The organism is Methylobacterium brachiatum (assembly GCF_900113845.1).
Classification (GTDB): domain Bacteria; phylum Pseudomonadota; class Alphaproteobacteria; order Rhizobiales; family Beijerinckiaceae; genus Methylobacterium; species Methylobacterium brachiatum.
On the sequence record NZ_FOQW01000023.1, the window covers coordinates 20,952 to 44,330 of the forward strand.

23 protein-coding genes and 1 tRNA gene are annotated in these 23,379 nt (G+C 68.9%); 13 read left to right on the top strand and 11 right to left on the bottom strand.

Features of this window, described 5'->3' with window-relative positions:
* Positions 1–91: 91 nt before the first annotated feature.
* Positions 92–1,336 carry an ABC transporter substrate-binding protein gene (locus tag BMZ47_RS24255; protein WP_208601104.1) on the bottom strand — a complete coding sequence of 415 codons (1,245 nt, stop codon included), beginning with the start codon at positions 1,334–1,336 and terminating at the stop codon, positions 92–94.
* 273 nt (positions 1,337–1,609) lie between these two features.
* Here BMZ47_RS24255 and cpaB point away from each other — a divergent pair, with 273 nt between their 5' ends.
* From cpaB to BMZ47_RS24290, 7 genes are all read left to right on the top strand, one after another.
* The gene (cpaB, locus tag BMZ47_RS24260) at positions 1,610–2,422 is read left to right on the top strand and encodes a Flp pilus assembly protein CpaB (RefSeq protein WP_007565969.1); all 813 of its coding nucleotides are present in this window, start codon (positions 1,610–1,612) and stop codon (positions 2,420–2,422) included.
* A gap of 5 nt (positions 2,423–2,427) precedes the next feature.
* On the top strand, positions 2,428–3,999 hold the full coding sequence (locus tag BMZ47_RS24265; RefSeq protein WP_091864583.1) for a type II and III secretion system protein family protein: 1,572 nt from the start codon (positions 2,428–2,430) through the stop codon (positions 3,997–3,999).
* Positions 4,000–4,023: 24 nt separating this feature from the next.
* Positions 4,024–4,767, top strand: coding sequence for a CpaD family pilus assembly protein (locus tag BMZ47_RS24270; RefSeq protein WP_091864586.1), 744 nt, complete (start codon positions 4,024–4,026; stop codon positions 4,765–4,767).
* A 71-nt stretch (positions 4,768–4,838) separates the two neighbouring features.
* Positions 4,839–6,083, top strand: a complete 1,245-nt coding sequence (locus tag BMZ47_RS24275; protein WP_091864588.1) for a CpaE/TadZ family protein — start codon at positions 4,839–4,841, stop codon at positions 6,081–6,083.
* Positions 6,084–6,137: 54 nt separating this feature from the next.
* The gene (locus BMZ47_RS24280; protein ID WP_007565975.1) at positions 6,138–7,580 is read left to right on the top strand and encodes a TadA family conjugal transfer-associated ATPase; all 1,443 of its coding nucleotides are present in this window, start codon (positions 6,138–6,140) and stop codon (positions 7,578–7,580) included.
* 20 nt (positions 7,581–7,600) lie between these two features.
* Positions 7,601–8,560 (top strand): type II secretion system F family protein, encoded by a 960-nt coding sequence (locus BMZ47_RS24285; protein ID WP_167369093.1) that lies wholly within the window; start codon positions 7,601–7,603, stop codon positions 8,558–8,560.
* A 26-nt stretch (positions 8,561–8,586) separates the two neighbouring features.
* A complete protein-coding gene (locus tag BMZ47_RS24290; protein WP_007565977.1) occupies positions 8,587–9,567 on the top strand; it encodes a type II secretion system F family protein in 981 nt (326 codons plus the stop codon).
* 27 nt (positions 9,568–9,594) lie between these two features.
* Here BMZ47_RS24290 and BMZ47_RS24295 read toward each other — a convergent pair whose 3' ends face one another.
* The gene (locus tag BMZ47_RS24295) at positions 9,595–9,828 is read right to left on the bottom strand and encodes a GcrA family cell cycle regulator (RefSeq protein WP_039903524.1); all 234 of its coding nucleotides are present in this window, start codon (positions 9,826–9,828) and stop codon (positions 9,595–9,597) included.
* Between the two features lie 416 nt (positions 9,829–10,244).
* Between BMZ47_RS24295 and sseA the strand changes: the two genes are divergently transcribed.
* On the top strand, positions 10,245–11,090 hold the full coding sequence (gene sseA / locus BMZ47_RS24300; RefSeq protein WP_091864590.1) for a 3-mercaptopyruvate sulfurtransferase: 846 nt from the start codon (positions 10,245–10,247) through the stop codon (positions 11,088–11,090).
* Between the two features lie 65 nt (positions 11,091–11,155).
* Here the strand turns inward: sseA and BMZ47_RS24305 are convergent, their stop codons facing one another.
* The 4 genes from BMZ47_RS24305 to BMZ47_RS24320 are packed head-to-tail and all read right to left on the bottom strand — an operon-like array spanning position 11,156 to position 14,366.
* Complete coding sequence (locus BMZ47_RS24305) at positions 11,156–11,980, bottom strand: FTR1 family iron permease (RefSeq protein WP_091864592.1); 825 nt, start codon at positions 11,978–11,980, stop codon at positions 11,156–11,158.
* Positions 11,981–12,010: 30 nt separating this feature from the next.
* The gene (locus BMZ47_RS24310; RefSeq protein WP_163006248.1) at positions 12,011–13,381 is read right to left on the bottom strand and encodes a 4Fe-4S binding protein; all 1,371 of its coding nucleotides are present in this window, start codon (positions 13,379–13,381) and stop codon (positions 12,011–12,013) included.
* A gap of 58 nt (positions 13,382–13,439) precedes the next feature.
* Entirely contained in the window at positions 13,440–13,787 is a 348-nt protein-coding gene (locus BMZ47_RS24315; RefSeq protein ID WP_007565983.1) for a cupredoxin domain-containing protein, read from the bottom strand.
* A gap of 15 nt (positions 13,788–13,802) precedes the next feature.
* Entirely contained in the window at positions 13,803–14,366 is a 564-nt protein-coding gene (locus tag BMZ47_RS24320; RefSeq protein WP_208601105.1) for an iron transporter, read from the bottom strand.
* Positions 14,367–14,717: 351 nt separating this feature from the next.
* Between BMZ47_RS24320 and BMZ47_RS24325 the strand changes: the two genes are divergently transcribed.
* Positions 14,718–16,844: a carbohydrate porin gene (locus tag BMZ47_RS24325; RefSeq protein ID WP_091864655.1), complete on the top strand. Its 2,127-nt coding sequence runs from the start codon at positions 14,718–14,720 to the stop codon at positions 16,842–16,844.
* Between the two features lie 41 nt (positions 16,845–16,885).
* Here the strand turns inward: BMZ47_RS24325 and BMZ47_RS24330 are convergent, their stop codons facing one another.
* From BMZ47_RS24330 to lipB, 3 genes are all read right to left on the bottom strand, one after another.
* Entirely contained in the window at positions 16,886–17,224 is a 339-nt protein-coding gene (locus BMZ47_RS24330; RefSeq protein ID WP_091864598.1) for a DUF6883 domain-containing protein, read from the bottom strand.
* Positions 17,221–17,676 carry a DUF4926 domain-containing protein gene (locus BMZ47_RS24335; RefSeq protein ID WP_091864600.1) on the bottom strand — a complete coding sequence of 152 codons (456 nt, stop codon included), beginning with the start codon at positions 17,674–17,676 and terminating at the stop codon, positions 17,221–17,223. Before BMZ47_RS24335 ends, BMZ47_RS24330 begins: the two co-directional genes overlap by 4 nt.
* Positions 17,677–17,747: 71 nt before the next feature.
* Positions 17,748–18,479 (bottom strand): lipoyl(octanoyl) transferase LipB, encoded by a 732-nt coding sequence (gene lipB / locus BMZ47_RS24340; RefSeq protein WP_091864602.1) that lies wholly within the window; start codon positions 18,477–18,479, stop codon positions 17,748–17,750.
* A 104-nt stretch (positions 18,480–18,583) separates the two neighbouring features.
* Here lipB and BMZ47_RS24345 point away from each other — a divergent pair, with 104 nt between their 5' ends.
* Positions 18,584–18,889: a FliM/FliN family flagellar motor switch protein gene (locus BMZ47_RS24345; protein ID WP_007565993.1), complete on the top strand. Its 306-nt coding sequence runs from the start codon at positions 18,584–18,586 to the stop codon at positions 18,887–18,889.
* Positions 18,890–18,900: 11 nt separating this feature from the next.
* Here BMZ47_RS24345 and BMZ47_RS24350 read toward each other — a convergent pair whose 3' ends face one another.
* The gene (locus BMZ47_RS24350) at positions 18,901–19,641 is read right to left on the bottom strand and encodes a GDSL-type esterase/lipase family protein (RefSeq protein WP_167369094.1); all 741 of its coding nucleotides are present in this window, start codon (positions 19,639–19,641) and stop codon (positions 18,901–18,903) included.
* On the opposite strand from BMZ47_RS24350, the gene BMZ47_RS24355 reads away from it, so the two are divergent.
* On the top strand, positions 19,634–20,365 hold the full coding sequence (locus tag BMZ47_RS24355; RefSeq protein ID WP_208601106.1) for a TetR/AcrR family transcriptional regulator: 732 nt from the start codon (positions 19,634–19,636) through the stop codon (positions 20,363–20,365). The two genes, BMZ47_RS24350 and BMZ47_RS24355, sit on opposite strands and share 8 nt — an antisense overlap.
* A gap of 183 nt (positions 20,366–20,548) precedes the next feature.
* Positions 20,549–20,633, top strand: a tRNA-Leu gene (locus BMZ47_RS24360).
* Between the two features lie 132 nt (positions 20,634–20,765).
* On the opposite strand, the gene BMZ47_RS24365 is transcribed toward BMZ47_RS24360, so the two are convergent.
* Positions 20,766–20,996 carry a DUF6429 family protein gene (locus BMZ47_RS24365; protein WP_091864657.1) on the bottom strand — a complete coding sequence of 77 codons (231 nt, stop codon included), beginning with the start codon at positions 20,994–20,996 and terminating at the stop codon, positions 20,766–20,768.
* A 262-nt stretch (positions 20,997–21,258) separates the two neighbouring features.
* On the opposite strand from BMZ47_RS24365, the gene BMZ47_RS24370 reads away from it, so the two are divergent.
* On the top strand, positions 21,259–23,235 hold the full coding sequence (locus tag BMZ47_RS24370) for an OPT family oligopeptide transporter (protein ID WP_091864608.1): 1,977 nt from the start codon (positions 21,259–21,261) through the stop codon (positions 23,233–23,235).
* Positions 23,236–23,379: the final 144 nt, after the last annotated feature.

Below are 23,379 nucleotides of genomic sequence, written 5' to 3' on the forward strand. Positions count from 1 at the left end.
TCCCCGTGTGGGAGAGGGAGCGCGTAGCGCGCGGCAAAAGCGATGGCCCTTCAACCCCGTGACAGCCGTCGCCTTGCGAGGCGAGCGCTTGTTACTTCGCCGCCGCCGTCAGCGGGCAGCCGCTCTCGGCCGCGGTGGCGTAGGCTTCCTTGCCCGGGATGGTCGCGAGCTGCCGGTAGAGGTCCCAGGGGCCCTTCGACTCGGCCGGCTTCTTGACCTCGAACAGGTACATGTCGTGCACCATGCGTCCGTTCGGCTGGACGATGCCGCCATGGGCGAAGACGTCGTCCACCGGGAGCGCCTTGAGCTTGGCGTTGACCGCCTCGGTCTCGTCGGTGCCCGCGGCCTTCACGGCCTTCAGGTAGGACAGGACCGCCGAGTAGGTGCCGGCCTGGATCATGTTCGGCATGCGGCCGGTGCGCTTCATGTAGCGCTGCCCGAAAGCCCGGGTCTCGTCGTTGGCGTCCCAGTACCAGCCCTCGGTGAGCGTCAGGCCCTGCGCCACCTTGAGCCCGAGCCCGTGCACCTCCGAGAGGGTGAACAGCAGCGCCGCGAGCTTCTGGCCGCCCTCGACGATGCCGTACTCGGCCGCCTGCTTGATCGAGTTGGAGGTGTCGAGGCCGGCATTGGCGAGCCCGATCACCTTGGCCTTCGAGCCCTGCGCCTGGAGCAGGAACGAGGAGAAGTCCTGGTTCGAGAGCGGGTGGCGGACGCTGCCCAGCACCTTGCCGTTATTGGCGAGCACCACGCGGCTGGTATCGGCCTCGAGGGCCGAGCCGAAGGCGTAGTCGGCGGTGAGGAAGTACCAGGTGTCGCCCCCGGCCCGGGTCAGCGCGCCGCCGGTGCCGACCGCGAGCGCCCGCGTGTCGTAGGCCCAGTGGTAGCCGTAGGGCGTGCAGGCCTTGCCGGTGAGGTCGCTGGAAGCCGCCCCGGTGGTGATCGTGATCTTCTTCTTTTCCTTGGACAGGCCCTGGACCGCCAAAGCCACGGAGGAGGTGGTCAGCTCCATGATCGCGTCGACGCCGTCGCGGTCGTACCATTGCCGGGCGATGGCCGAGGCGATGTCGGGCTTGTTCTGGTGGTCGGCCGAGAGGATCTCGATCGGGACGCCGTCGATCTTGCCGCCCATATCCTCCACCGCCATCTTCGCGGCCTCGATGGAGCCCTGGCCGCCGAACTCGGCATAGAGGCCGGACTGGTCGTTGAGCACGCCGATCCGCAGGGCGTTGCCGGAGAAAGCGCCGGACGCGGCACTTTGGGCTGAGGCCGGGCCCGAGCTCAGCACCGTGCCCGCCAGGGCGGTGGCCAGCACCGCACCGCCAATTCGTCTGATCATGTCACTCCCCGGCATGTTTTGCCCGGATGATCCGAGCACCCGATTCTGACGCGGGTTCGGGGGCAGAATATTGCAGGTGCGGATCCTGCGCCACGGCCAGGATTGGGTCGAGATTGAGAGATTGCGCCGGTTGTGACGCGTCCCGGCAAACGCCCCGTTTCCGGACCGTATCCAGCCGGCGCAGTTATAATACCTTAACCATAAGTACACGAATGGCCGCGCAGGGTCTGGTGATGGACGGCAATTCGGCCGTCTCCGGCGCGTGGCGATGCGATGAATCCAGCCCGTCTCGCCGTCCTCGGCATCGCCCTCGCAGCGGGCGGCGGGGCGGCGTTCCTGATGAGCGGTGGCGATCCGCCCCCGCCGCCGCCGGCCCCCAAGGCCGAGCTGCCGCCGCCTCCGATGACCGAGGTGCTGGTGGCCGCCGCCGACATGCCGATGGGCCAGGTCCTGCGGGCCGCCGACCTGCGCTGGCAGCCCTGGCCGGACGGCGCCATGACGGCGGGCTACATCAGCCGCAAGGACAACGCGAAGGCGCTGGACGAGACCGTCGGCGCCTCCGTGCGCTCGGGCTTCCTCGCGGGTGAGCCGATCCGGGCGCAGAAGCTGGTCCGGCCCGACAGCGGCTTCATGGCCGCGATCCTGCCCGCCGGGATGCGCGCGGTCGCCATCGTCACCGACAGCCGCGGCACCAACTCGGCCGGCGGCTTCATCCTGCCCAACGACCGCGTCGACGTGATCCGCACATTCCGGGACGATGCCAATTCCCGCGCCAACAACAGCGAGGTGCAGCTCTCCCAGACCATCCTGACCGACATCCGCGTCCTCGCGATCGGTCAGCTGATCCAGGAGAAGAACGGCACCAACGTCGTCACCGGCGAGACCGCCACGCTCGCCGTCACCCCCGCCCAGGCGGAGACCCTGACGCTCGCCCAGAAGGTCGGCTCGCTGTCGCTCTCGCTGCGCAGCCTCGCGGATGCGGGGCGACCGGTCGAGGCCCAGCCGGTCGATGCCGCGATGGCGCAGATGCCCGAACCCGGATTGACCGTCGTGCGCTTCGGCGTCGCGCGGCAGCAGACGCCGTGATCCCCATGATTGCCCTGCCGCGTTTCCTCCGCCCGGCGCGCGCGCTGGCGCTTCTCACGCTGATCCATGCCGGCCCGCTCCTGGCGCAGGAGCGTCCGGCCCTCGGCCCGGCCCCGGTGCTCACAGTGGGCTCGGCGGAAGCCGCCTCGTCCCGCCGGGTCGAGCTGACCGCGGGCCGTTCGGTGATCGTCGATTTGCCGCGGGACGCCAAGGAGGTGTTCGTCGCCAACCCGGCGGTGGCCAACGCGGTGGTCCGCTCGACCCGCAAGGTGTTCGTGATCGGCATGGCGGACGGCGCCACCTCGATCTTCATCATGGATGCCGAGGGCCGCCAGATCGCCGCCCTCGACGTGACCGTGGCCCGGGACCTCAACCTCGGGACGCTGCGCGAGCTGCTCGGCCAGAGCATCCCGGGCGGCCGCTTCGACGTGCGCTCCTCGGGCGCCTCGGTGCTGCTCTCGGGCTCGGTGAACTCGTCCTCCGACGCCCAGCAGGCGATCGACATCGCCAACGCCTTCGTCGGCCTGGGCGGCGGAGCCGCCGCCACGGGTGCGCCGAGCGGTGGCGTCTCGGCCGGCGCGCGCGGCGCGGTGATCAACAACCTCACGATCCGCAACAAGGATCAGGTGATGCTCCGCGTCACCGTGGTCGAGGTGTCCCGCAACGTGCTCAAGCAGTTCGGGATCAACATGACCGGTAATTGGTCAGCGTTGAATCCGGTCGGCACCCTCGGCCAGCAACTCATCGGAGCCGGAACCGCGTCGGCGACGCAGGTGCCCGCCATGGTGCCGAACGTACTGAGCAACGCCCTGCCCTTCCCAATCAACGGCAACGTCGCTGGAAGCAATCAGATCGCGGCATCCGTCCAAGGGGCCGGCTTCTCGCTGCAGGCGACGCTGAAGGCCTTCGAGCAGGCGGGCGTCTCCCGCATCCTGGCCGAGCCGACGCTGACCGCGATCTCGGGCGAGGCCGCAAAATTTCTGGCCGGCGGCGAGTTTCCGGTGCCGTCCTCGGCCACCTGCGCGGTCGGCGGCGTGTGTACACCCGGGATCACCTTCAAGCCCTACGGTGTGGCTCTGTCGTTCACGCCCGTGGTGCTGGCCGACAACAGAATCTCGATCCGCGTGGCGACCGATGTAACCGAGATCGATCCACAGCAGAGCTTCAACTACACGATCGGCAATTCGACGGTGGCGGTACCCGGCACCCGGGTGCGCCGCTCCGAGACCACGGTCGAGCTGCCCTCCGGCGGCGTGATGATGACCGCCGGCCTGATCCAGCAGACGAACAGACAGGCGATCACCGGCCTGCCCGGCCTGATCAATCTGCCGATCCTCGGCGCGCTGTTCCGGTCCCGGGACTACCAGCGCATGGAGACCGAGCTGATGATCATGTGCACCCCCTACATCGCCCGGGCGATGGAGCCCAAGCAGGTGACCCGGCCCGACGACAACTTCGTCGACGCCACCGACGGGCAGGCGGTGCTGCTCGGGCAGGTCAACCGCCTCTACGGCAAGGTCGGCGCCGCCCCGCTCGGACGCACCTATCGCGGCCGCGTCGGCTTCATCGTCGAGTAGCGCCGCGCTTCCAGGACCGGATCCATGACCCGACGTCACCCGCCCGCCCCATCCCGCCGGCCAGCCAGCCTCCTGGCCGCCTGCGCGCTCGGCCTGCTGGCCGCTGCCTGCAAGGGCGAGCCCGCCACCACGGGCGGCATCGACCTGTCCGATTACCGCGCCCGGCACCCGATCGTCCTGGCCGACGGCACCCGCAGCCTCGACGTGTTCGCCACCGGCCCGGGCCATCTCGACCCGCGCCAGGCCGGCGACATCGACGCCTTCATGCTGGAATACCGCCGCTACGGCCGCGGCGGCATCCTGATGGAGGTGCCCCAGGGTCTGCCGCCCGCCCAGGCCGCCGCCGTGGCGCGCACCGCCGCGGCCGTGAGCCGGCGCGGCGCCGAGGACGGCGTCGGCGCCCGCGAGATCGCACAGTCGCCCTACCCGGTGGCAGCACCGGGCCTGGCCGCGCCGATCCGGCTGAGCTTCCAGCGCATGCAGGCCAAGGTCGCCGACCAGTGCGGGCTCTGGCCCCAGGATCTCGGCACCTCGAACTTCGCCTCCGACTACGGCAACCGGCCGAGCTGGAACCTCGGCTGCGCCACCCAGGCGACCGTAGCCGCCCAGGTGGCCGACCCGGTCGACCTCGTGCGCGGCCGGCCCGAGGGCCGGATCGACACGGTCAAGCGCGTCCGGGACATCGGCCAGTTGCGGGACGGCAAGGATCCGTCAACCACATGGCGGCAAGATGGGACCAACGCCGTCAAGTCCCAGGTCAGCAACTAGGACAGGCGGTGCCACTCCCCCCGTCCCCACCATTCACGCCGCGACCCGAGCACGGACCCGAAAGTGTCGTCATGGCGGACCTGTCCGAGACATCCGAGCGTACGATCGCCCCGGTGCCCCGGATCACGATCCAAGCCTTCTGCGAGACCGGCGAGACCGCCGCGATGATCGAGGGCGCGTCCCTCGACCGGCGCATGCAGAAGGCGCAGGTCAAGGTCCGGATGGGCGGCGGCGGCGCGGCGATCGAGGCCTACCGCCACGCGCCGACGCCCAACGTCATCGTCATCGAGACGCAGGGCGTCCGCTCGAAGCCGGTCGAGTGCCTGGATGCCCTGGCCGAGGTCTGCGACGAGGGCACCCGCGTCCTGGTGATCGGCCACGTCAACGACGTGACCCTGTACCGGCAGCTGATCCAGCGCGGGGTGTCCGACTACCTGATGGCGCCGGTCGCGCCGCTGACCCTGATCGCGGCAATCTCCGACCTGTTCACCGCGCCCGGCGTCAAGCCGGTGGGCCGCACCGTGGCGGTCTACGGGGTCAAGGGCGGCATCGGCGCCTCGACGGTGGCGCATAACTTCGCCTGGTCGGTGGCCCGGAACCAGGGCGTGCAGACGGTGATCGCCGATCTCGACATCGCCTTCGGCACCGCCTCGCTCAACTTCAACCAGGACCCGCCGCAGGGCATCGCCGAGGCGGTGTTCGCGCCCGAGCGCCTGGATTCGGCCCTGGTCGAGCGGCTGCTGTCGAAATGCAGCGACAACCTCAGCCTGCTCTCGGCCCCGGCGAGCCTTGACCGGACCATCGACCTGTCCGAGCCGGCCTTCGATTCCCTGATCGAGTACCTGCGCGCGAGCGTGCCCTGCGTGGTCCTCGACATCCCGCACCAGTGGAGCGCGTGGTCGAAGCGCGTGCTCACCGCGGCCGACGAGATCCTGATCGTCGCCGGTCCCGACCTCGCCTGCCTGCGCAACGCCAAGAACCTGCTCGGGGCGCTCAAGCACGGCCGCCCGAACGACCAGCCGCCCCGGGTCCTGCTCAACGGCGTCGGCATGGCCAAGCGGCCGGAGATCGGCACGGCCGAGTTCGCCAAGGCCCTCGACGCGCCGATCACGGCCACGATCCCGTTCGAGCCGACCCTGTTCGGCACGGCCGCCAATAACGGCCAGATGATCGCCGAGATTCAGGCCGGCTCGAAGGTGGCGGAGCTGTTCAACGACCTGGCGGCGGTCACCCTGGGGCGCCCGGAGACCCGGCGCAGCCGGTCGAGCCTGCTGGAGCCGCTGCTGGCCAAGCTCGCCGGCCGCAAGGCCTCGTGATGCGCGGGACCTTCGCCGGGACGATGCCTCATGCGGGCCGCTGGGATCTGACCCATGTTCGGTAGGCGACAATCCGGAGCCGCCCCGACGGCGCCCGCGCCGGTCCCGCAGATGCGGGCCGCCCTGCCGGCCGCGCCGGTGCTGCGCGACGCCGCGCCGGCACCGAAGCCGCCCAAGCCCGCCGCCCCGGTGGTGGTCGAGAACCTGCGCTCCGAGGATTACTACCGGACCAAGAGCCTGATCTTCGGGGCCCTGATCGAGGCGATCGACCTCACCCAGCTCGCGCGCCTCGACGCCGAGACCGCCCGGGAGGAGATCCGCGACATCGTCACGGAGATCATCGGGCTCAAGAACATCGTCCTGTCGATCGCCGAGCAGGAGGAGCTGCTCGACGACATCTGCAACGACGTGCTGGGCTACGGTCCGCTGGAGCCGCTGCTCGCCCGCGACGACATCGCCGACATCATGGTCAACGGCGCCAACCGGACCTTCATCGAGGTCGACGGCAAAATCCAGCTGACCAATGTCCGCTTCCGCGACAACCAGCAGCTGATGAACATCTGCCAGCGGATCGTCAGCCAGGTCGGGCGACGCGTGGACGACGCCTCGCCGATCTGCGACGCGCGCCTGCCGGACGGCTCCCGCGTCAACGTCATCGCGCCGCCGCTGGCCATCGACGGGCCGGCGCTGACGATCCGCAAGTTCAAGAAGGACAAGCTCACCCTGGAGCAGCTGGTGCGCTTCGGGGCGATCTCCCCCGAGGGTGCCGAGGTCCTGAAGATCATCGGCCAGTCCCGCTGCAACGTCGTCATCTCGGGCGGCACCGGCTCGGGCAAGACCACGCTGCTGAACTGCCTCACCGCCTTCATCGAGCACGACGAGCGGGTCATCACCTGCGAGGACGCGGCCGAGCTGCAGCTCCAGCAGCCGCACGTCGTGCGCCTGGAGACGCGCCCGCCGAACATGGAAGGCCAGGGGCAGGTCACCATGCGCGACCTCGTCAAGAACTGCCTGCGCATGCGGCCCGAGCGGATCATCGTCGGCGAGGTCCGCGGACCCGAGGCCTTCGACCTGCTCCAGGCGATGAATACCGGCCATGACGGCTCGATGGGCACGCTCCACGCCAACAGCCCGCGCGAATGCCTGTCGCGGATCGAGTCGATGATCTCGATGGGCGGCTTCACGCTGCCATCGAAGACCCTGCGCGAGATGATCTGCGGCTCGATCGACGTGGTGATCCAGGCCATGCGCCTGCGCGACGGCTCCCGGCGCATCACCCATATCACCGAGGTGCTGGGCATGGAGGGCGACGTCATCACCACCCAGGACGTGTTCCTCTACGACATCGTCGGCGAGGATCCGAACGGCAAGCTGATCGGGCGCCATCGCTCGACCGGGGTCGGACGGCCGAAATTCTGGGAGCGGGCCCGCTATTACGGCCTGGAGCGCCGCCTCGGCGAGGCGCTCGACGCCGCCGAAATCGTCGACGGGGCGTGACCGTGGCGGATGCGTCCCAGATGCCGCTCGCGGCCGGCCTGATCGGCGTCGCGGTGGCGGCCGTCGCCTATGTGGCGGTGTTGCCGCTGCTGGGCGGCCAGCGCCGGGCGAACCGGCGGCTGAAAGCGATCGGCGTCACGGCCTCCGGGGCGGCGGTGCGCGGCGTCGCGGTCAACCGGCGCGAGCAGGTCGCCAAGACGTTGAGCGAGATCGAGGCGAAGGCCAAGAACGCCAACAAGGCCACGCTGGAGCTGAAGCTCGCCCGCGCCGGCCTGAGCTGGACGACGCGGACCTTCTACACGGTCTCGGGCGGCTGCGGCGCCGTCCTCGGCCTGCTGCTGTTCCTGATCACCGATAGCCCGGTGGCGGCGGCCGGCGCCGCCTTCGCGGGCGGCTTCGGCCTGCCCGCCTGGTTGCTGCGCCACCTGCGCATCCGGCGCATCGCGAAGTTCAACAAGGAACTGCCCAACGCCGTCGACGTGGTGGTGCGCGGTATCCGCACCGGCATCCCGGTGGGGGACTGCTTCCGCATGGTCTCGCGCGAGGCCGAGGAGCCGGTGCGCAGCGAGTTCAGGACGGTGATCGAGACCCAGGCGATGGGCCTCTCGCTGGGCGAGGCCGTCTCGCGCCTGTTCGAGCGGGTGCCGACCGCCGAGGTGAACTTCTTTGCGATCGTGATCAACATCCAGCAGCAATCGGGCGGCAACCTGTCGGAGGCGCTGAACAACCTCTCGGTCGTGCTGCGCGACCGGGCCAAGATGCGCGGCAAGGTCCAGGCGATGAGCATGGAGGCCAAGGCCTCGGCCTCGATCATCGCGTGCCTCCCCTTCGGCGTCGCCGGCATCACCACGCTGACGAGCCCGGATTACATCTCGCTGCTCTGGACGACGGATGTCGGCACGATCGCCCTCGTCGGGGCGGCGATCTGGATGTCGCTCGGCGTCTTCACGATCCGCAAGATGATCGCCTTCGACTTCTGAGCCCGCCCGGATTCGGACCCCGTTCCATGATCGACGCCATTGCGGAGAAGCTGTTCGATCCCCGCTTCATGGGCACGCTGCTGACCGCCATCGCGGCGGCCGCGACCGCCTTCGCGGTGGCGCAGCCCTTCTTCGAATCGGACAAGCTTTCCAAGCGGATGAAGCTCGTCAGCGACGAGCGCGAGCTCATCCGGCGGCGGGAGCGCCAGGCGGACCGGGCCCGGCCGAACGAGCGGGCGACCCTGCGCGTGGCGCCCAAGGCCTACATGAAGTCGATCGTCGACCGGTACCAGCTGCACCGCTGGCTCGGCACCGATACGGCCAAGCGCAAGCTGATGATGGCCGGTTATCGCGGCCAGGGCGCGGAGACCACGTTCCTGTTCTTCCGCTTCGTCGTCCCGGTCGCGTCGGTGATCGGGTCCGCGTTCTACCTGTTCGTGCTGGAGGTGATCGACGCCTCCTACCTGATGCGGATCGGGATGGTGATCGGCGCGGCCTATACCGGCATCAAGGCGCCGGAACTGTTCCTGGTCAACACCGCCAAGAAGCGGCAGGCCGAGATCCGCCGGGCCTGGCCGGACGCCCTCGACCTGACGCTGATCTGCGTCGAATCCGGCATGGCGATCGAGAACGCGTTCCGGAAGGTGAGCACCGAGATCGCCGCCTCCTCGGTGGTGCTGGCCGAGGAGCTCGCCCTCATGACCGCCGAGATGTCGTTCCTGCCCGACCGGCGCCAGGCCTACGAGAATCTCGTCATGCGGACCGGGCTCGAGCCGGTGAAATCGGTGGCGACCGCGCTGATCCAGGCCGAGCGTTACGGCACGCCGATCGGCCAGGCGCTCCGGGTGCTGAGCCAGGAGAGCCGCGACCAGCGCATGAACGAGGCGGAGAAGAAGGCGGCCAGCCTGCCGCCCAAGCTGACCGTGCCGATGATCCTGTTCTTCCTGCCGGTGCTGTTCGTCGTCATCATCACGCCGGCCGTCATCCAGGTCATGCGCACGCAGTGACGGCCGTGCGCGCGACCGGGTTACCGCTCAGCGGATGCGGCCGGGACGGGTCGGCTCGAACACGATCCGGCGGTGGAAGGCGCACCAGCTCTTGCCGTCGGAGACCGGCGCACCGCAGCAGATCGCGCGGTCGTTCGGCTCGCCGATGATGTACTTGCACACGAAAGCCCCGGACTGCGCGAAGGGCACGCGCAGGTCCGCCGACGGCTCCTGGACGCCTTCGGCATCGCCGATCTGAGACATGCGGACGAGTTGATTCATGGCGGTGATCGGCTCAATAAGCAGCTGCACGGTCGGCGCGGGCGCCTCGGCAGTGAGGGAGGGTTGAACGCCCTGCCTTCAGGCGGCGGCCCCGTCTCGCGTGTCCGGGACTTGCGTCTCGCGGAGCGGCATCGGGGGCGACCCGCCCGAGCCGGCCTCGACGGCTGGCGCGGTGAGCGTCATCGTGTTGTCGTAACTGGGGTTACAACGATTGAAAACAAGACCAGCGTGCATTCGCTGCATCGGACCACGGTGCGGGGTGCGTAGCTGGGCACAGAGTCGCGGCTCTTCGGCCTCGATCCGCAGGGCCTGACGAAACCGCCGGAACGCGCCGCCCCAGCCCGCGACCGGGCGTGCAACCGGCCCCTGGCTGTGGTTTGGTGGGCGCTCACGCGAACAGAGCCGGATTGCGGATTATGGCCCACCCGCCCCTCGTGACCCCCGAATGGCTGCACGACCGCCTCGATGCGCCCGACATCGTGGTGCTCGACGCCTCGTGGTACCTGCCGGCCGCCGGTCGCGACCCGGCCGCCGAGTTCCGGGCCGCCCATATCCCCGGGGCGCTGCGTTTCGACCTCGACGCCATGAGCGACACCGAATCGAGCCTGCCGCACATGCTGCCGCGCTCCGACGTGTTCGCCTCGCGGATGCGGGCTTTGGGCATCGGCGACGGCATGCAGATCGTCGTCTATGACGGCCAGGGCCTGTTCTCGGCCCCCCGGGTCTGGTGGATGCTCAAGACCTTCGGGGTCCGCGACGCGCTGGTGCTGGATGGCGGCCTGCCCGCCTGGATCGCCGCCGGCTACCCGACCGAGGACGGGGACCCCGCCCCGCGCGAGCGGCGCCACTTCACCGCCCGCCTCGACCACGGCGCCGTGGCGGACGCCAACGACGTCGCCCGGGCCCTGGAGACCGGCTCGGCCCAGGTGGTCGATGCCCGCTCGGCCACCCGCTTCCGCGGCGAGGAGCCGGAGCCGCGCCCGGGCGTGCGGCCGGGGCACATGCCGGGCGCGCACAACCTGCATTACGCGTCCCTTCAGCGCGACGGCCGCCTGAAGAGTCCGGAGGAGCTGGAGCGTCTGTTCGCGGAGACCGGCATCGATCCCGACCGGCCGGTGGTGACCACCTGCGGCTCGGGCGTGACCGCGGCGATCATCGCCCTGGCGCTGGAGACGATGGGCCGGCCGGCCCGCGGCCTCTACGACGGGTCGTGGTCGGAATGGGGTGCCGACACGGCGCGCCCGGTCGCGACGGGCGCTTGAGCGTGCATGTCAGGGCTCTGCCCTGACGACCCGCCAAAGGGCATGGCCCTTTGGAAACCCTCAACTCAGGCGGTGCGCATCGAGCGGCGCTTGTCGGCGGCGCTCCACTGCATCAGCCCGACCATCACCGCGATGGTGCCGACATAGACCAGCCCCTGCAGGGCCGTCGGCCGGTCGGTGTAGCCGACCAGCGCGTGCAACACCCGGCCCGGCCAGGAATTCTCGGCGATCACCCCGGAGCTGTTCCACAGGGTCTGGCCGAGGATATCGACGACGCCGGCATTGGACAGGAACTGGGCGGCCTGCGAGGCCAATCCCGCGGCGAGGAAGATGATCAGCGCGCTGGTGATCGAGAACACATACCGGCTCGGGATCGCGGCCAGGCCGAAATAGGTCACGGCCGAGAGGAGGATGCCCGCCCCGATGCCCGCGAAGGCGCCGAACTGGATATCCGCGCCCGAAGTGCCCGACGCCACGAGACCGTAGAGGAACAGCACTAGCTCCGCGCCCTCGCGCAGGATCGCGGCGCCGACCACAATCGAGAGGGCGGCGGCCTCGCGCTCGCCCGAGCGCACGGCCTCGCCCGTCGCCCGCAATTCGCCCGCGAGCTCCTTCCCGTGCTTGCTCATCCAGGTGTTGTGCCAGATCAGCAGCAGCACCGCGACGATCAGCACGGCGGCGTTCAGGATGTCCTGACCGCTGCCCTCGAACGCGTCGGAGATCGATTCCGCGAACAGGGCCACGAGGCCGGCCCCGGCGAGGCCGCCGGCGACGCCGAGCAGGACCCAGCGCATCCGGCCCGGGATGCCTCGGGTGGCGGCCAGCACGATCGAGATGATCAGGCCCGCCTCGATGACTTCGCGGAAGGCGATGATGAAGGCGCCGATCATGGCGTTCTCCTCAGTTGAACGCGGACCGCGCTACCAGACCCAGAACAGGAGCACCCAGTTGGCGACCGAGAGGGTCACCGCCGAGGCGATGCAGGCCGTGGCTGCGGCCCGCTGCAGGCCGCCCGCCGCCAGGCCGGCGACGCGCCACCCGAGCCACACGCTCCACAGGCCGGAGCCGATCAGCATGGCGGCGCGGATCTCCGACACGTACGGGATGTGGATGCCGTCGCCGCGCAGGAACGTGACCGTCAGGGCCGAGAGGCCCAGGAAGACGCCGCAGCCCGCCACCGGGATCAGCGTCTGCGTGAGGTGGTGGAAGCGCGAGAGCGACCAGCCGCCGAGCGCCACGGTCGCCAGCGCCACGATCCCCGACAGGGCGAGCCCCAGGATCACGGTCGCGGCGCCGATGTAGGCCAGCAGCAACCCGCCGTCGAGCAGGGTCATCACGTCGCTGTGGTCGGGATAGTTCGTCAGCACGAACCACGGCGCGGACATCTCCAGCGGCCAGGTGATCCCGTGCTCGATCAGCCAGGTGGCGGCGACCTGCTTGGCCTCGACGAACCAGGGGCTCGACGACCACTGGAACGCGCCCACCGCCAGGGCCAGCATGCCGAACAGGATCAGCACGGTCTGTTCCAGGCTCGGCTCCTGGCCGGCGACGTGGACGATCTCGTGGTTGGGCGAGCGCAACGCGAGGCGCACCGCGCCGCGATGGCCGCTGCAGCGCCCGCACATGTGGCAGGAGCCGGAGCCGCGCATCGCCTTCACCGGCACCAGGGGGGCGCAGTTGAAATGCTCGGTTCCCTGCACGGGCTTGGGCGAGGCCGCCCAGGCCGCGCGATCGACCTGGAAGCTGATCGGCGCGAGCTTCGAGAGCACCGCGAACACGCCGTTGACCGGGCAGAGATAGCGGCACCAGACCCGCTTGTTGCGCCCGTAGAGCAGGCCGACGACGATCGCCGCAAGCGTCGAGCCGCCGAGCACGGCCAGCACCGGCTTCGGATAGCCGTAGACGCTGGTCATCTGGCCGTAGACCGTGGTGCCGGCAAACGCCAGGAACGGCCAGCCCTGCCAGGTGATCCAGCGCGGTATGGCGTAGCCGCGGCTCCAGCGGCTGGCGAACTCGCTGAGCGCCCCCTCGGGGCAGAGCACGCCGCACCAGGCCCGGCCGACCAGCACCATGCTCAGGAGCACGAAGGGCCACCAGATGCCCCAGAACGCGAATTGCGCGGCGAGCGTCAGGTTGGTCCAGATATGCGCGGTGTTGTCGGGCAGCGGCAGCAGCGCGGGCACGATCACCAACACGCCGTAGATTCCGACGATCACCCATTGCACGGCGCGGATCATCCAGCCGTGCAGCCGAAGCCAGTCGCCGAAGCGGGCGAGCCGCTCGTCGATCATGTCCCGGCGCGAGGGCGCCTCGGCGAGGAAGGTCTGGGACGCCACCGTCAGGACGCGCTCACTTGGCCACCAGGGTGGCTTTCGCCTCGGGATGGAAATCGTCGAACACCTGGTAGGTGCCGGGATCGAGGGTGCGGAACACGATCGCCGAGGTCGAGCCCGCCGCCAGCGCCTTCTCGCGCTTGAGTTCCGTGCTCTCGAACTCTACCGGCGACTGCCCGGTATTCGAGATCTCCAGCTTGAACCGCGTGTTGGCGGGCACTTCGATGACCGCCGGCAGGATCACGCCGTCGCGCATCTCGACCTTGATGACCGGCATGTCGTCCGCACGCGCGGAGGTCGCCGCCCAGGAGGCGACGAGGAGAGCGGCGGCGGCGAGCCGGAGGGGGTGCAACGAGCGTGACACGGATATCCCTTCGGTTCAGTAGGCGCCCTTCTTGCCGACGCCGGCGAAGGTGAAATCCTGGGTCACGTCGAAGGGCTCGAACCACGGGCCGACCCCGGTCTCCTTGTCGACGTGGCGGCCGAAATGGCTGTCCTTGCCGGGCGGTGCGACCGTGACCTTCAGGCGGTAGCGGCCGGGGCCGAACAGCTTGACGTTGTCGCCGTAATGCGGGCCGTCATTGGCGACCATCGGCATCAGCATGCCCGAGACTTTCTGGTCCGTCGGCTTGTCGCCGTCGAGCTTCACCGCCTCGAAACGGACCTCGAGCGCGGGCACCCAATCGCCTTCCGCGAAGCCGTTCCGGTTGTCCTTGGCGGCGCGGACATCCGTCTCGAGATGCAGGTCCGACTGCGCGGCCTCGCGCATCATGCCGGGCGGGTCCATCTCGATCGGCTGGAGGTACACGGCCGCGACCTCCAGGCCGTTCTTGGTCACGTGCGGACCGATCGGCACCTCCTTGGCGGAGGCGGCACCCGCGGTCGCGAGTAGGGCAGCCGCGGCGAGGCCGCGGAGAATCGGGAAGAGAGTCGAAGCGCGCATGGCGTCGCACATAACGCTCTCGGCAGAAGTTTCAAAGAGGCAACCCGCCGCCGATCAAATCATAACAATTCTAAACTAATACCTCTACAGCCTTCGCGAATGGTAGTTCTTGGTCTTTACCTGCCACATTGCCGAGTTGTGGTGTGCGGGCCGAAGTTATTCCGCCCGCTGTGGCCGGGCGTATCTTGACCGGTGGAGGGATGTAGGGATCGTCACGTCGTTGCCATGCGAGCCGACGACAAGGTCGCACAGGACGAGAAAACGGTGCGGTCTGTGTTCGAGACGATCCGGAACGGCTTGCGCGTCCGCAATTCCCATTATAGCAAGTGCTATATCTTTTCCGCGAGTCCGATGCCCCTCCGTTTCGCGCCCCTCCTCCGCGCCACAGCCCTCGTCCTGGCCGCGCCCCTGATCCCGTCCGTTCCCGCGACGGCCGCCGACCCTGCGGCGCGTCGCCCCGCGACGGACATCCCCGCCTATACCGACTGGTCGGGGGGCTTCATCGGCCTCGAGGGCAGCGCCAGCGGCTCCTACGGCGCCTATAATTTCGGCCCGACGGCGATCGGCGGCCGCGCGGTCCCGTCGTTCAAGAGCGGCGATTCGACCGGCCGCAGCGACCAGGGAAGCAACGCCACCACGGCGGTCGGGGGCGTGTTCGGCGGCTGGAACTGGCAGGCCGGCCCCTGGGTCTACGGCGTCGAGGCCTCCCTCGACGCGGCGAACCTGAAGCGGCCCGTGCCCTCGACCATCGCGGGCTTCGGCTACGCGGAGGTCGACCCGGCCTTCAACATCGTGCGCGCCAAGACCGACCTGTACGGCACCCTCCGGGCCCGGATCGGCTACAGCTTCGACCGGTACCTGGTCTACGGGGCCTTCGGGCTCGCGGGCGCCAATGCCCGCTTCCTGGCGAACTATCCGGATCTCGACGCCGGCGGCCAGAACACGGCACGGCGCGAGATCGGCTATCTCGGGTTCACCCTCGGCGCGGGCATCCAGTACGCCATCAGCGATTCGCTCGCGCTCGGGATCGACTACCGCTACATCGATCTCGGCGGCAGCCGGCGCTTCTCGCTGGGCAGCGTGCCCGGGGACAATGGCGGCCCGGTCACGTCCCGGGCGAGCTTCACCTCGAACCAGCTGTTCGCGCGGCTGATGTGGTTCCCGAACGGCCTGAAGGTGCCGGCCGATCCGGACGAGACCGCCCCGCACGATCCCGACAACGGCGATACCGGGCGCTTCTCGCTGCACGGGCAGACGACGCTGATCGCCCAGGGGGTGCCGGGCTTCCGCTCGCCCTACGAGGGGGCGCAGAGCCTGATCCCGCACCAGGCCCGGCAGACCACCACGGCCACGATCTTCCTCGGGCTCAAGCTCACCGACAGCACCGAGCTGTACTACAATCCCGAATTCAGCCAGGGCTTCGGCCTGTCGCGGACTTTGGGTGTCGCGGGCTTCGTCAACGGCGAAGCGCAGAAGGCCGGCGCCCCGTTCCCGAAGCTGCGCTCGAACCGCTACTACGTGAAGCAGACGATCGGGCTCGGCGGCGAGACCGTGGAGGTGCCGGACGGGCCGAACCAGGTCGCCACCCGGTACGACGCGGAACGGATCACCCTGATCGCCGGCAAGTTCGCGCTGGGCGACTTCTTCGACGGCAACGTCTACGCCCACGACCCGCGGGTCGACTTCTTCAACTGGTCGCTCTGGGGCGCCTCGGCCTGGGATTTCCCGGCCAACCTCCCGGGCTTCACCCAGGGCGTCTACGCCGAATACAACCGGCCGGACTTCGCGATCCGCGCCGCCTACACGCAGGTGCCCAAGGAGCCGTCGAGCGACGTGCTCGACCCGCGGGTGTTCCGGCGCGCCGGCCTGAACGCCGAGTTCGAGGAGCGCCACATCCTCCCGTGGCTGGAGCAGCCCGGCAAGATCCGCATCGGCCTGTTCTCGAATGTCGGGGTCTCGGCCAACAACCGGCAGCTCGTCACCCTCACGCAGCTCGGCCTGTTCGACAACGGCGGCGACGCCGCTCTCGCGACCCGCAAGCCGCGCCGCAAGACCGGCGGCTACATCAACCTGGAGCAGGCGCTGACCCCCGAGCTCGGCCTGTTCGCCCGGGCCAGCCTGAACGACGGGCGCACGGAGAACATCTCCTTCACCGATATCGACCAGAGCTTCTCCGGGGGCCTGTCGCTGAAGGGCAAGGCCTGGGACCGCCCGGACGACACGATCGGCCTCGGCGCGGCGATGAACCGGCTCTCGCCCTCGCACCGCGCCGCCTTCGCGGCCGGCTATTACGGCCTGCTGATCGGCGACGGGCGGCTCAATTACGGCAGCGAGCGGGCCGTGGAGACCTACTACGCCCTGAACCTCACGAAGTTCTTGACCCTGACCTTCGATTACCAGTTCGTGGCCAATCCCGGCTACAACCGCGACCGCGGGCCGGCGCATTTCTTCGCGTCGCGGCTGCACGCGGATTTCTGATCGGCCCGAGCGGTCCGGCAGGTCGATCCTGAGCGAGGGCGTCAGCGCCCGTCGTCGGGATAGGCGGTGACGAGGCGGGCACCACGCTCGCCCGTTGGGACGATCCATACCGTCAGGATGCAGGGGTCACGGCCGTCCGGCGTCCGGACACGACAGCGGACGGTGTATTTCACACCCCAGCGGCTGTGTTCCGTATCGGCAACGGGATTGCGGTCCGGATGAGCGATGAAGGCCGCCGTGATGACGTCCGGACGGTCGAGCGAGAAGCCGAAGGCCTGAAAGAACGCTGCCTTGGACCCGCCCACCGGGTGATCCGGCCGGAGCAGGTAGTCGGTCAGCTTGCTGGGCGGAACGCTACGGGGCGGAACGGTGACGGTCACGCAGCCGAAACCCGGGACAGGCTCGGCGCAGGAACCGTTGCCACGGCGTGGAAGGGGTCGACGAATTCCACCTCATAGGCCTCGCCGTCGCCGTGGACGAACACGACCGCACCCCGGGCACCGACCGGCAGCTTGCGTCCATCCTTCAGAGTCAGGTCGTGGGATAGAGCGACCATGCTGTGCTCGGGGATCACGGTCGATGCACCGGCATCCAGCATGCGCCGCAGATTTTCGACGAACACGGCGGAGAACACGCGCTCATCGATGGCTTTGCGCAGGAGCCGCAGCAGATCGTCCTCCGGCAGATCCAGGGGCCGCGCCTGAAAGCGACCGTCCTTCCACCAGGAGAAGCGTATCTCGTCGGCCCCGGTGGCCCTGATCCTCAGACGCTCGATGCGAGCGCCGCCCTCGTCCGCGCTGGCGATTTCATCGGCGTATCTCGTCGAGCGCATTGGCCGCTCCCTCACATAACCGCAGGATACACGATGGCTCCGTCGAGCGTGCAGGCCGCGAGGACGCGCGCTTACGGCTCGGCCTCGATCGCCGTCGCCCCGAAAATCTCCTCGAAGGCGGCGCGCAGCTGTATGTCGACCTCCGCCAGGCTCACCGGCAGGCCGAGATCGACCAGGCTCGTCACCCCGTGCTCGCGCACGCCGCAGGGCACGATGCCGGCGAAATGCGACAGGTCGGGCTCGACGTTTAGGCTGATCCCGTGGAAGCTGACCCAGCGGCGCACCCGGATGCCGATGGCGGCGATCTTGTCCTCCACCCCGGGCCCCTTCTCGGGGCGGCGCACCCAGACGCCGACCCGGTCCTCCCGGCGCTCGGCCCGGACGTTGAAGGCCGCCAGCGTCTCGATCAGCCAGCCTTCGAGGCTCGCCACATAGGCGCGCAGGTCCCGGCTCCGGCGGTCGAGGTCCAGCATCACGTAGGCGACCCGCTGGCCCGGGCCGTGATAGGTGTACTGGCCGCCCCGGCCGGTGGCGTGGACCGGGAAGCGATCGGGGGCCACGAGGTCCTCGGGCTTCGCCGAGGTGCCGGCCGTGTAGAGCGGTGGATGCTCGAGCAGCCAGACGCATTCGGGTGCCGCGCCCCGTGCGATCCGCTCCACGCGCGCCTCCATCCAGGCCACCGCCTCCGCGTAGCCCACGGGCGCGTCGCTCACGCGCCAGCCCACCGGACCGGCGGCCGGATCCGAGCCGGGCCGCTTCGGAAAGGCGTGGGGCGAGACCGTGAGGCGGGGCGCGTTTACCAAGGGTTCACCATCCTGCGTCGATGGTCGAAGCCTTCAACATCCGCGGCCGGCGGTGGCAAGGTTTTGCGTGCTCCGGGTCGGCTGCGAGACGGGATGGGCAAGCGGTGGCGGTCTTCGAGACCCTGAAGGTCGATCTGACGGTGGTGCTCGGCCGGGCACGGATGCCGCTGCACATGCTGCTGCGCATGGGCCGCGGCGCTGTGATCGAGCTGGAGGCTAGCGACAGCGACATGGTCGAGATCCTGGCCAACGATCACCCGATCGCCCGCGGGCAGATCGTCGTGACCGGCGACCGCATCTCCGTCGAGGTGACGGAACTGATCCGCAAGGCGGCGGCGATCGTCGAGCCCGGCACCACCATCGGCGACAGCGCGACGCCTTTCCTGGACGACGACTACGCTTCCGTTTGAGCGGGAGCGTCTCAACGCCGCTCTGCGCCCAGCGTTTTCAGGATCACGGGTGCGATCGCGGCTGCCAGCCGACGGTGATCAGCGAGCGAAAGGTGCAGGCCATCGGCACCGTGGGCTGCTCCACCGATCGCATGTCCGGCATCGAAGCTCGGAATCTTGGCCTCACGTGCTGCGCGCTCAAAAGCTTCGGCAAAATGCCGGGATTTTTCCTGCGCGCCGTCATAGCGCTCGCTCCAGCTCTGGATTGGGATCGTCGTTACCTGGACTGGTGATACCAAGAGGACCTCCGGCGCCGGATAAGCGTTTCCAATACCTCCCGACGATGCCCTCACTTGGCGTGCCAGCCCGACTGCGGCGTCGGCAATCTGCTGCGGCGACCGTTGATACCGGGTCTGGAGATCGTTCGTACCGAGCATGATCACGGCGAGGTCGAGGGGCATGTTGGCCGCGATCGCGGTGGGCAGGTGCTTGGACCCGTTCACCGTGTCGGGCCGAATGATGCTGTCGGGCCAAGCCTCACCGTCGAGATCTGTCGTCCGAAGGTTGAGGCCGTCCTCCAGCACCTCGTAACTCTCGCCGAGCGCCTTCTGTAATAAAGCTGTCCATCGCTGATTGCGCCCATAGCGGCGAGCAGGCTGACCATCGGGGCTCGCGACGTAACCCCACGTATTGCTGTCGCCGTATATTAAGATGCGGCGTGGATCAGCTTGCGCGGATGCATCGACAAAAGCTCCAAAAACGAGAGTGCTCATTGCGAACATTGCACGCCATTTCATCCGGAAGCCTTTTTGCAGGAATCGCTACATAAATCAGTACGGCTTGCCTCACCGCTGTCAACAAATTATTGCAGTGGTCGCTATGGAAATCGGAAAGCCGCTGGGCCGGAAAATGCGCGGCCGGCCACGCCAGTTTGATCGGCAGGAGGCCCTGGAAACCGCCTTGGCTCTTTTTCAAGTGCGCGGCTACGAGGGGACATCAATCGCCGATTTGACGGATGCGATCGGTGTTTCTGCGACCAGCCTGTACGGTGCGTTCCAAAGCAAGGAAGCGCTGTTCGAGGAGGCGGTCGCCCTGTACCAGCAACGTGACGGCGCGTTCGCTGCAGCTGCGCTCGAACGACCCGGAACCACGCATGAGGCGATCCGCAATCTGCTGGGGGAAGCGGCGAAGCGCTATGCCATCAACGGCCAGCCGGGAGGCTGCTTCATAGCGCTGGGTCTGTTGAGCTGTGGGCCGGACCATCAGGCGATCGCGCAACGCATGACCGCTCGGCGGATCGCGGCGCGAGACGCAATTAAAGCGCGTCTCGATCGCGGGATAAGCCAGGGCGAATTGCCGGCAACGACCGATACAGCGGCGCTCGCCGCGTTCTACGCCGCTACCCTTCAGGGCTTGTCGGTGCAGGCTCGAGACGGAGCATCCGAACGGGACTTGCGGGCCATCGCAGACCTTGCTCTCATTCCTCTCCAAACCTGATCCAGAACGGCAAGGCCGCCAACCGGCCCGATAATCTCGACATTGAGAGCCGCCCGTTTGAGCGGGGCGCTTGTCGGCGGCGGATCGATCTGTTATCCGCTGCGCCGCCCGACATGACGACGACCCGAGGGGTTTCCCGGAGGTCGCAGCGTGCGGGCGAACGGGCGGATCTTCGCGTCCGATGCGGCCATGGCGGAATTGGTAGACGCGCTAGCTTGAGGTGCTAGTCCCGCGAGGGGTGGAGGTTCGAGTCCTCTTGGCCGCACCACACGTTCGATGTGGTGCTCTTCCTCAGAAACGGATCGTTGGGCGTGAGGCCCCGATCATCGGTTCGGGAAGGAATCTTCTCTCGATCACACGACATGGAGCCCGGCAGGGCAGCCCCCGAAAGCCGGGGCGGTCAATCCTTGCGGGTGAACAGGGCTTCGAACAGAGCCTCCGATCGGCGCAAGCCCTCCTCGGTCAGCACCACGGACTTGGCCCGGCCGACCGGATCGCCGATCAGCCCCTTCGCGTGAAGGCGGCCCAGCGTCGCCCAGTCGAACCCTTTCCAGGCCCGGCTCTCGCCGTGGAGCGTCAGCCACAGAAGGGCGAGCACCGCCTCGTCAATGCGCTCTTCGTCGATCTGCATCATCGGATATGAGCATCGCGCGCCTGCATCGCCGCCAGCTTGAAGCGCAGGTGGCGAGCCGTGCAAGTTTCACGGCCCGAGATATCCACATCCGAACAACACGGTCGTTGAGATGAGCTTTTCATCCAGAATGCGGATGTCGCGTCGATAGAAACATGGGCCGCAAGCCGACTTAGACCGGGATGATACGCGGGCGCACCGGTTGTATCCCTCAGCCGCCTATCGATAAACTCGGCGGATGAGGTCCCAGAGCCCGATTCGCATGTCCAGCGGCACCACGCCCGCCGAACTGACCTGGCGCGGCCTCCTGCTCGGCGGCGCGCTGACGCTGCTCTTCACCGCCGCCAACGTCTATCTCGGACTCAAGGTCGGCCTCACCTTCGCGACATCGATCCCGGCCGCGGTGATCTCCATGGCGGTGCTGCGGCACCTGCCCGGCGCCACGGTGCTGGAGAACAACATCGTGCAGACCGTCGCGTCGGCGGCGGGCACGCTCTCGGCGATCATCTTCGTGCTGCCCGGCCTGGTGATGATCGGCTGGTGGCACGGCTTCCCCTGGCTCACCACCGCGGGGATCACCGCGACGGGCGGGATCCTGGGCGTGATGTTCTCCGTGCCCCTGCGCCGCGCCCTCGTGGTCGATTCGGACCTGCCCTATCCGGAGGGGCGCGCCGCCGCCGAGGTGCTGGCGCTCGGCACGCAGGGCGCAGCGGGACAGGCCGACAGCGCGCTGGGCCTGCGCATCCTCATCTGGAACAGCCTGGCCTCGGCCGGCTTCGCGATCCTGGCCCAGACCCGGCTGGTGCTCGACAGCGCCGCGACCTGGTTCCGCGTCGGCGCCGGCGCGACCGGCATCGCCGGCAACCTGTCCTTCGCGCTGCTCGGCGTCGGCCATCTGGTCGGCCTGTCGGTGGGCGCCGCCATGGCGCTCGGGCTGGTGATCGCCTGGGTCGTGCTGGCCCCGATCCTGACCGCGCAGCAGCCGATGCCGGACGTGTCGGTCGAGGCCTGGGTCGGCGCCGTGTTCCGACAGGAGGTGCGGTTCTTCGGGGCCGGCGTGATGGGCGTCGCGGCGATCTGGACGCTGATCCGGATCGCCCGCCCGGTGCTGGGCGGCATCCGCTCGGCCCTCGCGGCCGGGCGGGCGCGTCAGGCCGGCGCGACGCTCGTGCTGGAGGAGCGCGACCTGCCGGTGACGGTGGTCCTCCTGGTCTCGGTGAGCCTGCTCCTGCCGATCGGCTGGCTTCTGTGGGACGTCCTCGCCGGCACGAGCCTGGAGCGTCACGGCGTGTTGCTGGTCGCGGGCGGCCTGCTGTTCGTCGGGGTGATCGGGCTCGTGGTGGCCGCGGTGACCGGCTACATGGCCGGGCTGATCGGCGCCTCCAACTCGCCCGTGTCGGGCATCGGCATCCTGGCCGCCCTGGCGAGTTCGGCGATGCTGCTGGGGCTGCTCGGCCGCGACGCGGATGCGCAGAGCAGCGGGGCGCTCGTCGCCTACGTGCTGACCGTCACCGGCATCGTGTTCAGCATCTGCACCATCGCGAACGACAACCTGCAGGACCTCAAGACCGGCCAGCTCGTCGGGGCGACCCCGTGGAAGCAGCAGACGGCCCTGATCGTCGGTGTGGTGTTCGGCTCGGCGATCATCCCGCCGGTGCTGAACGTGCTGGCGACGAGCTTCGGCTTCGTCGGGACGCCCGGGGCCGGCCCGAACGCCCTGGCCGCCCCGCAGGCGGGCCTGATCTCGACCCTCGCCAAGGGCGTGCTCTCGGGCGAGGGCAACTGGCGCATGCTGGGCTGGGGCGCCGCCGCGGGCGTGGGGCTGGTCGCCCTGGACGAGACCCTCGGCCGGCTGAAGCGCCTGCGAATCCCGCCGCTGGCCGCCGCCTTCGGGATCTACCTGCCCATGAAGCTGATCGCGCCCCTGGTGGCCGGCGCATTGATCGGCACGGTCTACGAGCGCTGGGCGCGCCGCCAGGCCGACCCGGAGCGTGCGATCCGGCTGGGCACCCTTACGGCCACGGGGCTGATCGTCGGCGAGAGCCTCTGGGGCGTCGCCTTCGCGCTGATCGTCTACGTCTCGGGCGACGATGCCGCCCTGGCACTGGTCGGCGACGGCTTCGGCGGCCCGGCGCTGATCGGCGGTCTGGTCCTGTTCGCCGGCCTGACGGCGGGTCTCTACCGACAGACGCGGCGGTTGGCCGTAGAGGGCCGACGCGAGGAACAATCGGGTCGCTGATCGCGCGCGAATCGATACGTGAGGCCGCGCCGAGCCGTGCACCCACGCGATCGGTGCCATGTCATCCGGGTCACAGCCATGCATTGACTTCGCAGCCGCACACCCGCATATCGGCGAAGCAGCGTCAGCGGCCGTCATGGCCCG

Bases quoted from the DNA above. Each gene is read 5' to 3' on its own strand.
- BMZ47_RS24255 (WP_208601104.1), bottom strand. From the start codon at position 1,336: ATGATCAGACGAATTGGCGGTGCGGTGCTGGCCACCGCCCTGGCGGGC.
- cpaB (WP_007565969.1), top strand. From the start codon at position 1,610: ATGAATCCAGCCCGTCTCGCCGTCCTCGGCATCGCCCTCGCAGCGGGC.
- BMZ47_RS24265 (WP_091864583.1), top strand. From the start codon at position 2,428: ATGATTGCCCTGCCGCGTTTCCTCCGCCCGGCGCGCGCGCTGGCGCTT.
- BMZ47_RS24270 (WP_091864586.1), top strand. From the start codon at position 4,024: ATGACCCGACGTCACCCGCCCGCCCCATCCCGCCGGCCAGCCAGCCTC.
- BMZ47_RS24275 (WP_091864588.1), top strand. From the start codon at position 4,839: ATGGCGGACCTGTCCGAGACATCCGAGCGTACGATCGCCCCGGTGCCC.
- BMZ47_RS24280 (WP_007565975.1), top strand. From the start codon at position 6,138: ATGTTCGGTAGGCGACAATCCGGAGCCGCCCCGACGGCGCCCGCGCCG.
- BMZ47_RS24285 (WP_167369093.1), top strand. From the start codon at position 7,601: ATGCCGCTCGCGGCCGGCCTGATCGGCGTCGCGGTGGCGGCCGTCGCC.
- BMZ47_RS24290 (WP_007565977.1), top strand. From the start codon at position 8,587: ATGATCGACGCCATTGCGGAGAAGCTGTTCGATCCCCGCTTCATGGGC.
- BMZ47_RS24295 (WP_039903524.1), bottom strand. From the start codon at position 9,828: ATGAATCAACTCGTCCGCATGTCTCAGATCGGCGATGCCGAAGGCGTC.
- sseA (WP_091864590.1), top strand. From the start codon at position 10,245: ATGGCCCACCCGCCCCTCGTGACCCCCGAATGGCTGCACGACCGCCTC.
- BMZ47_RS24305 (WP_091864592.1), bottom strand. From the start codon at position 11,980: ATGATCGGCGCCTTCATCATCGCCTTCCGCGAAGTCATCGAGGCGGGC.
- BMZ47_RS24310 (WP_163006248.1), bottom strand. From the start codon at position 13,381: ATGATCGACGAGCGGCTCGCCCGCTTCGGCGACTGGCTTCGGCTGCAC.
- BMZ47_RS24320 (WP_208601105.1), bottom strand. From the start codon at position 14,366: ATGCGCGCTTCGACTCTCTTCCCGATTCTCCGCGGCCTCGCCGCGGCT.
- BMZ47_RS24325 (WP_091864655.1), top strand. From the start codon at position 14,718: ATGCCCCTCCGTTTCGCGCCCCTCCTCCGCGCCACAGCCCTCGTCCTG.
- BMZ47_RS24335 (WP_091864600.1), bottom strand. From the start codon at position 17,676: ATGCGCTCGACGAGATACGCCGATGAAATCGCCAGCGCGGACGAGGGC.
- BMZ47_RS24350 (WP_167369094.1), bottom strand. From the start codon at position 19,641: ATGAGCACTCTCGTTTTTGGAGCTTTTGTCGATGCATCCGCGCAAGCT.
- BMZ47_RS24365 (WP_091864657.1), bottom strand. From the start codon at position 20,996: ATGCAGATCGACGAAGAGCGCATTGACGAGGCGGTGCTCGCCCTTCTG.
- BMZ47_RS24370 (WP_091864608.1), top strand. From the start codon at position 21,259: ATGTCCAGCGGCACCACGCCCGCCGAACTGACCTGGCGCGGCCTCCTG.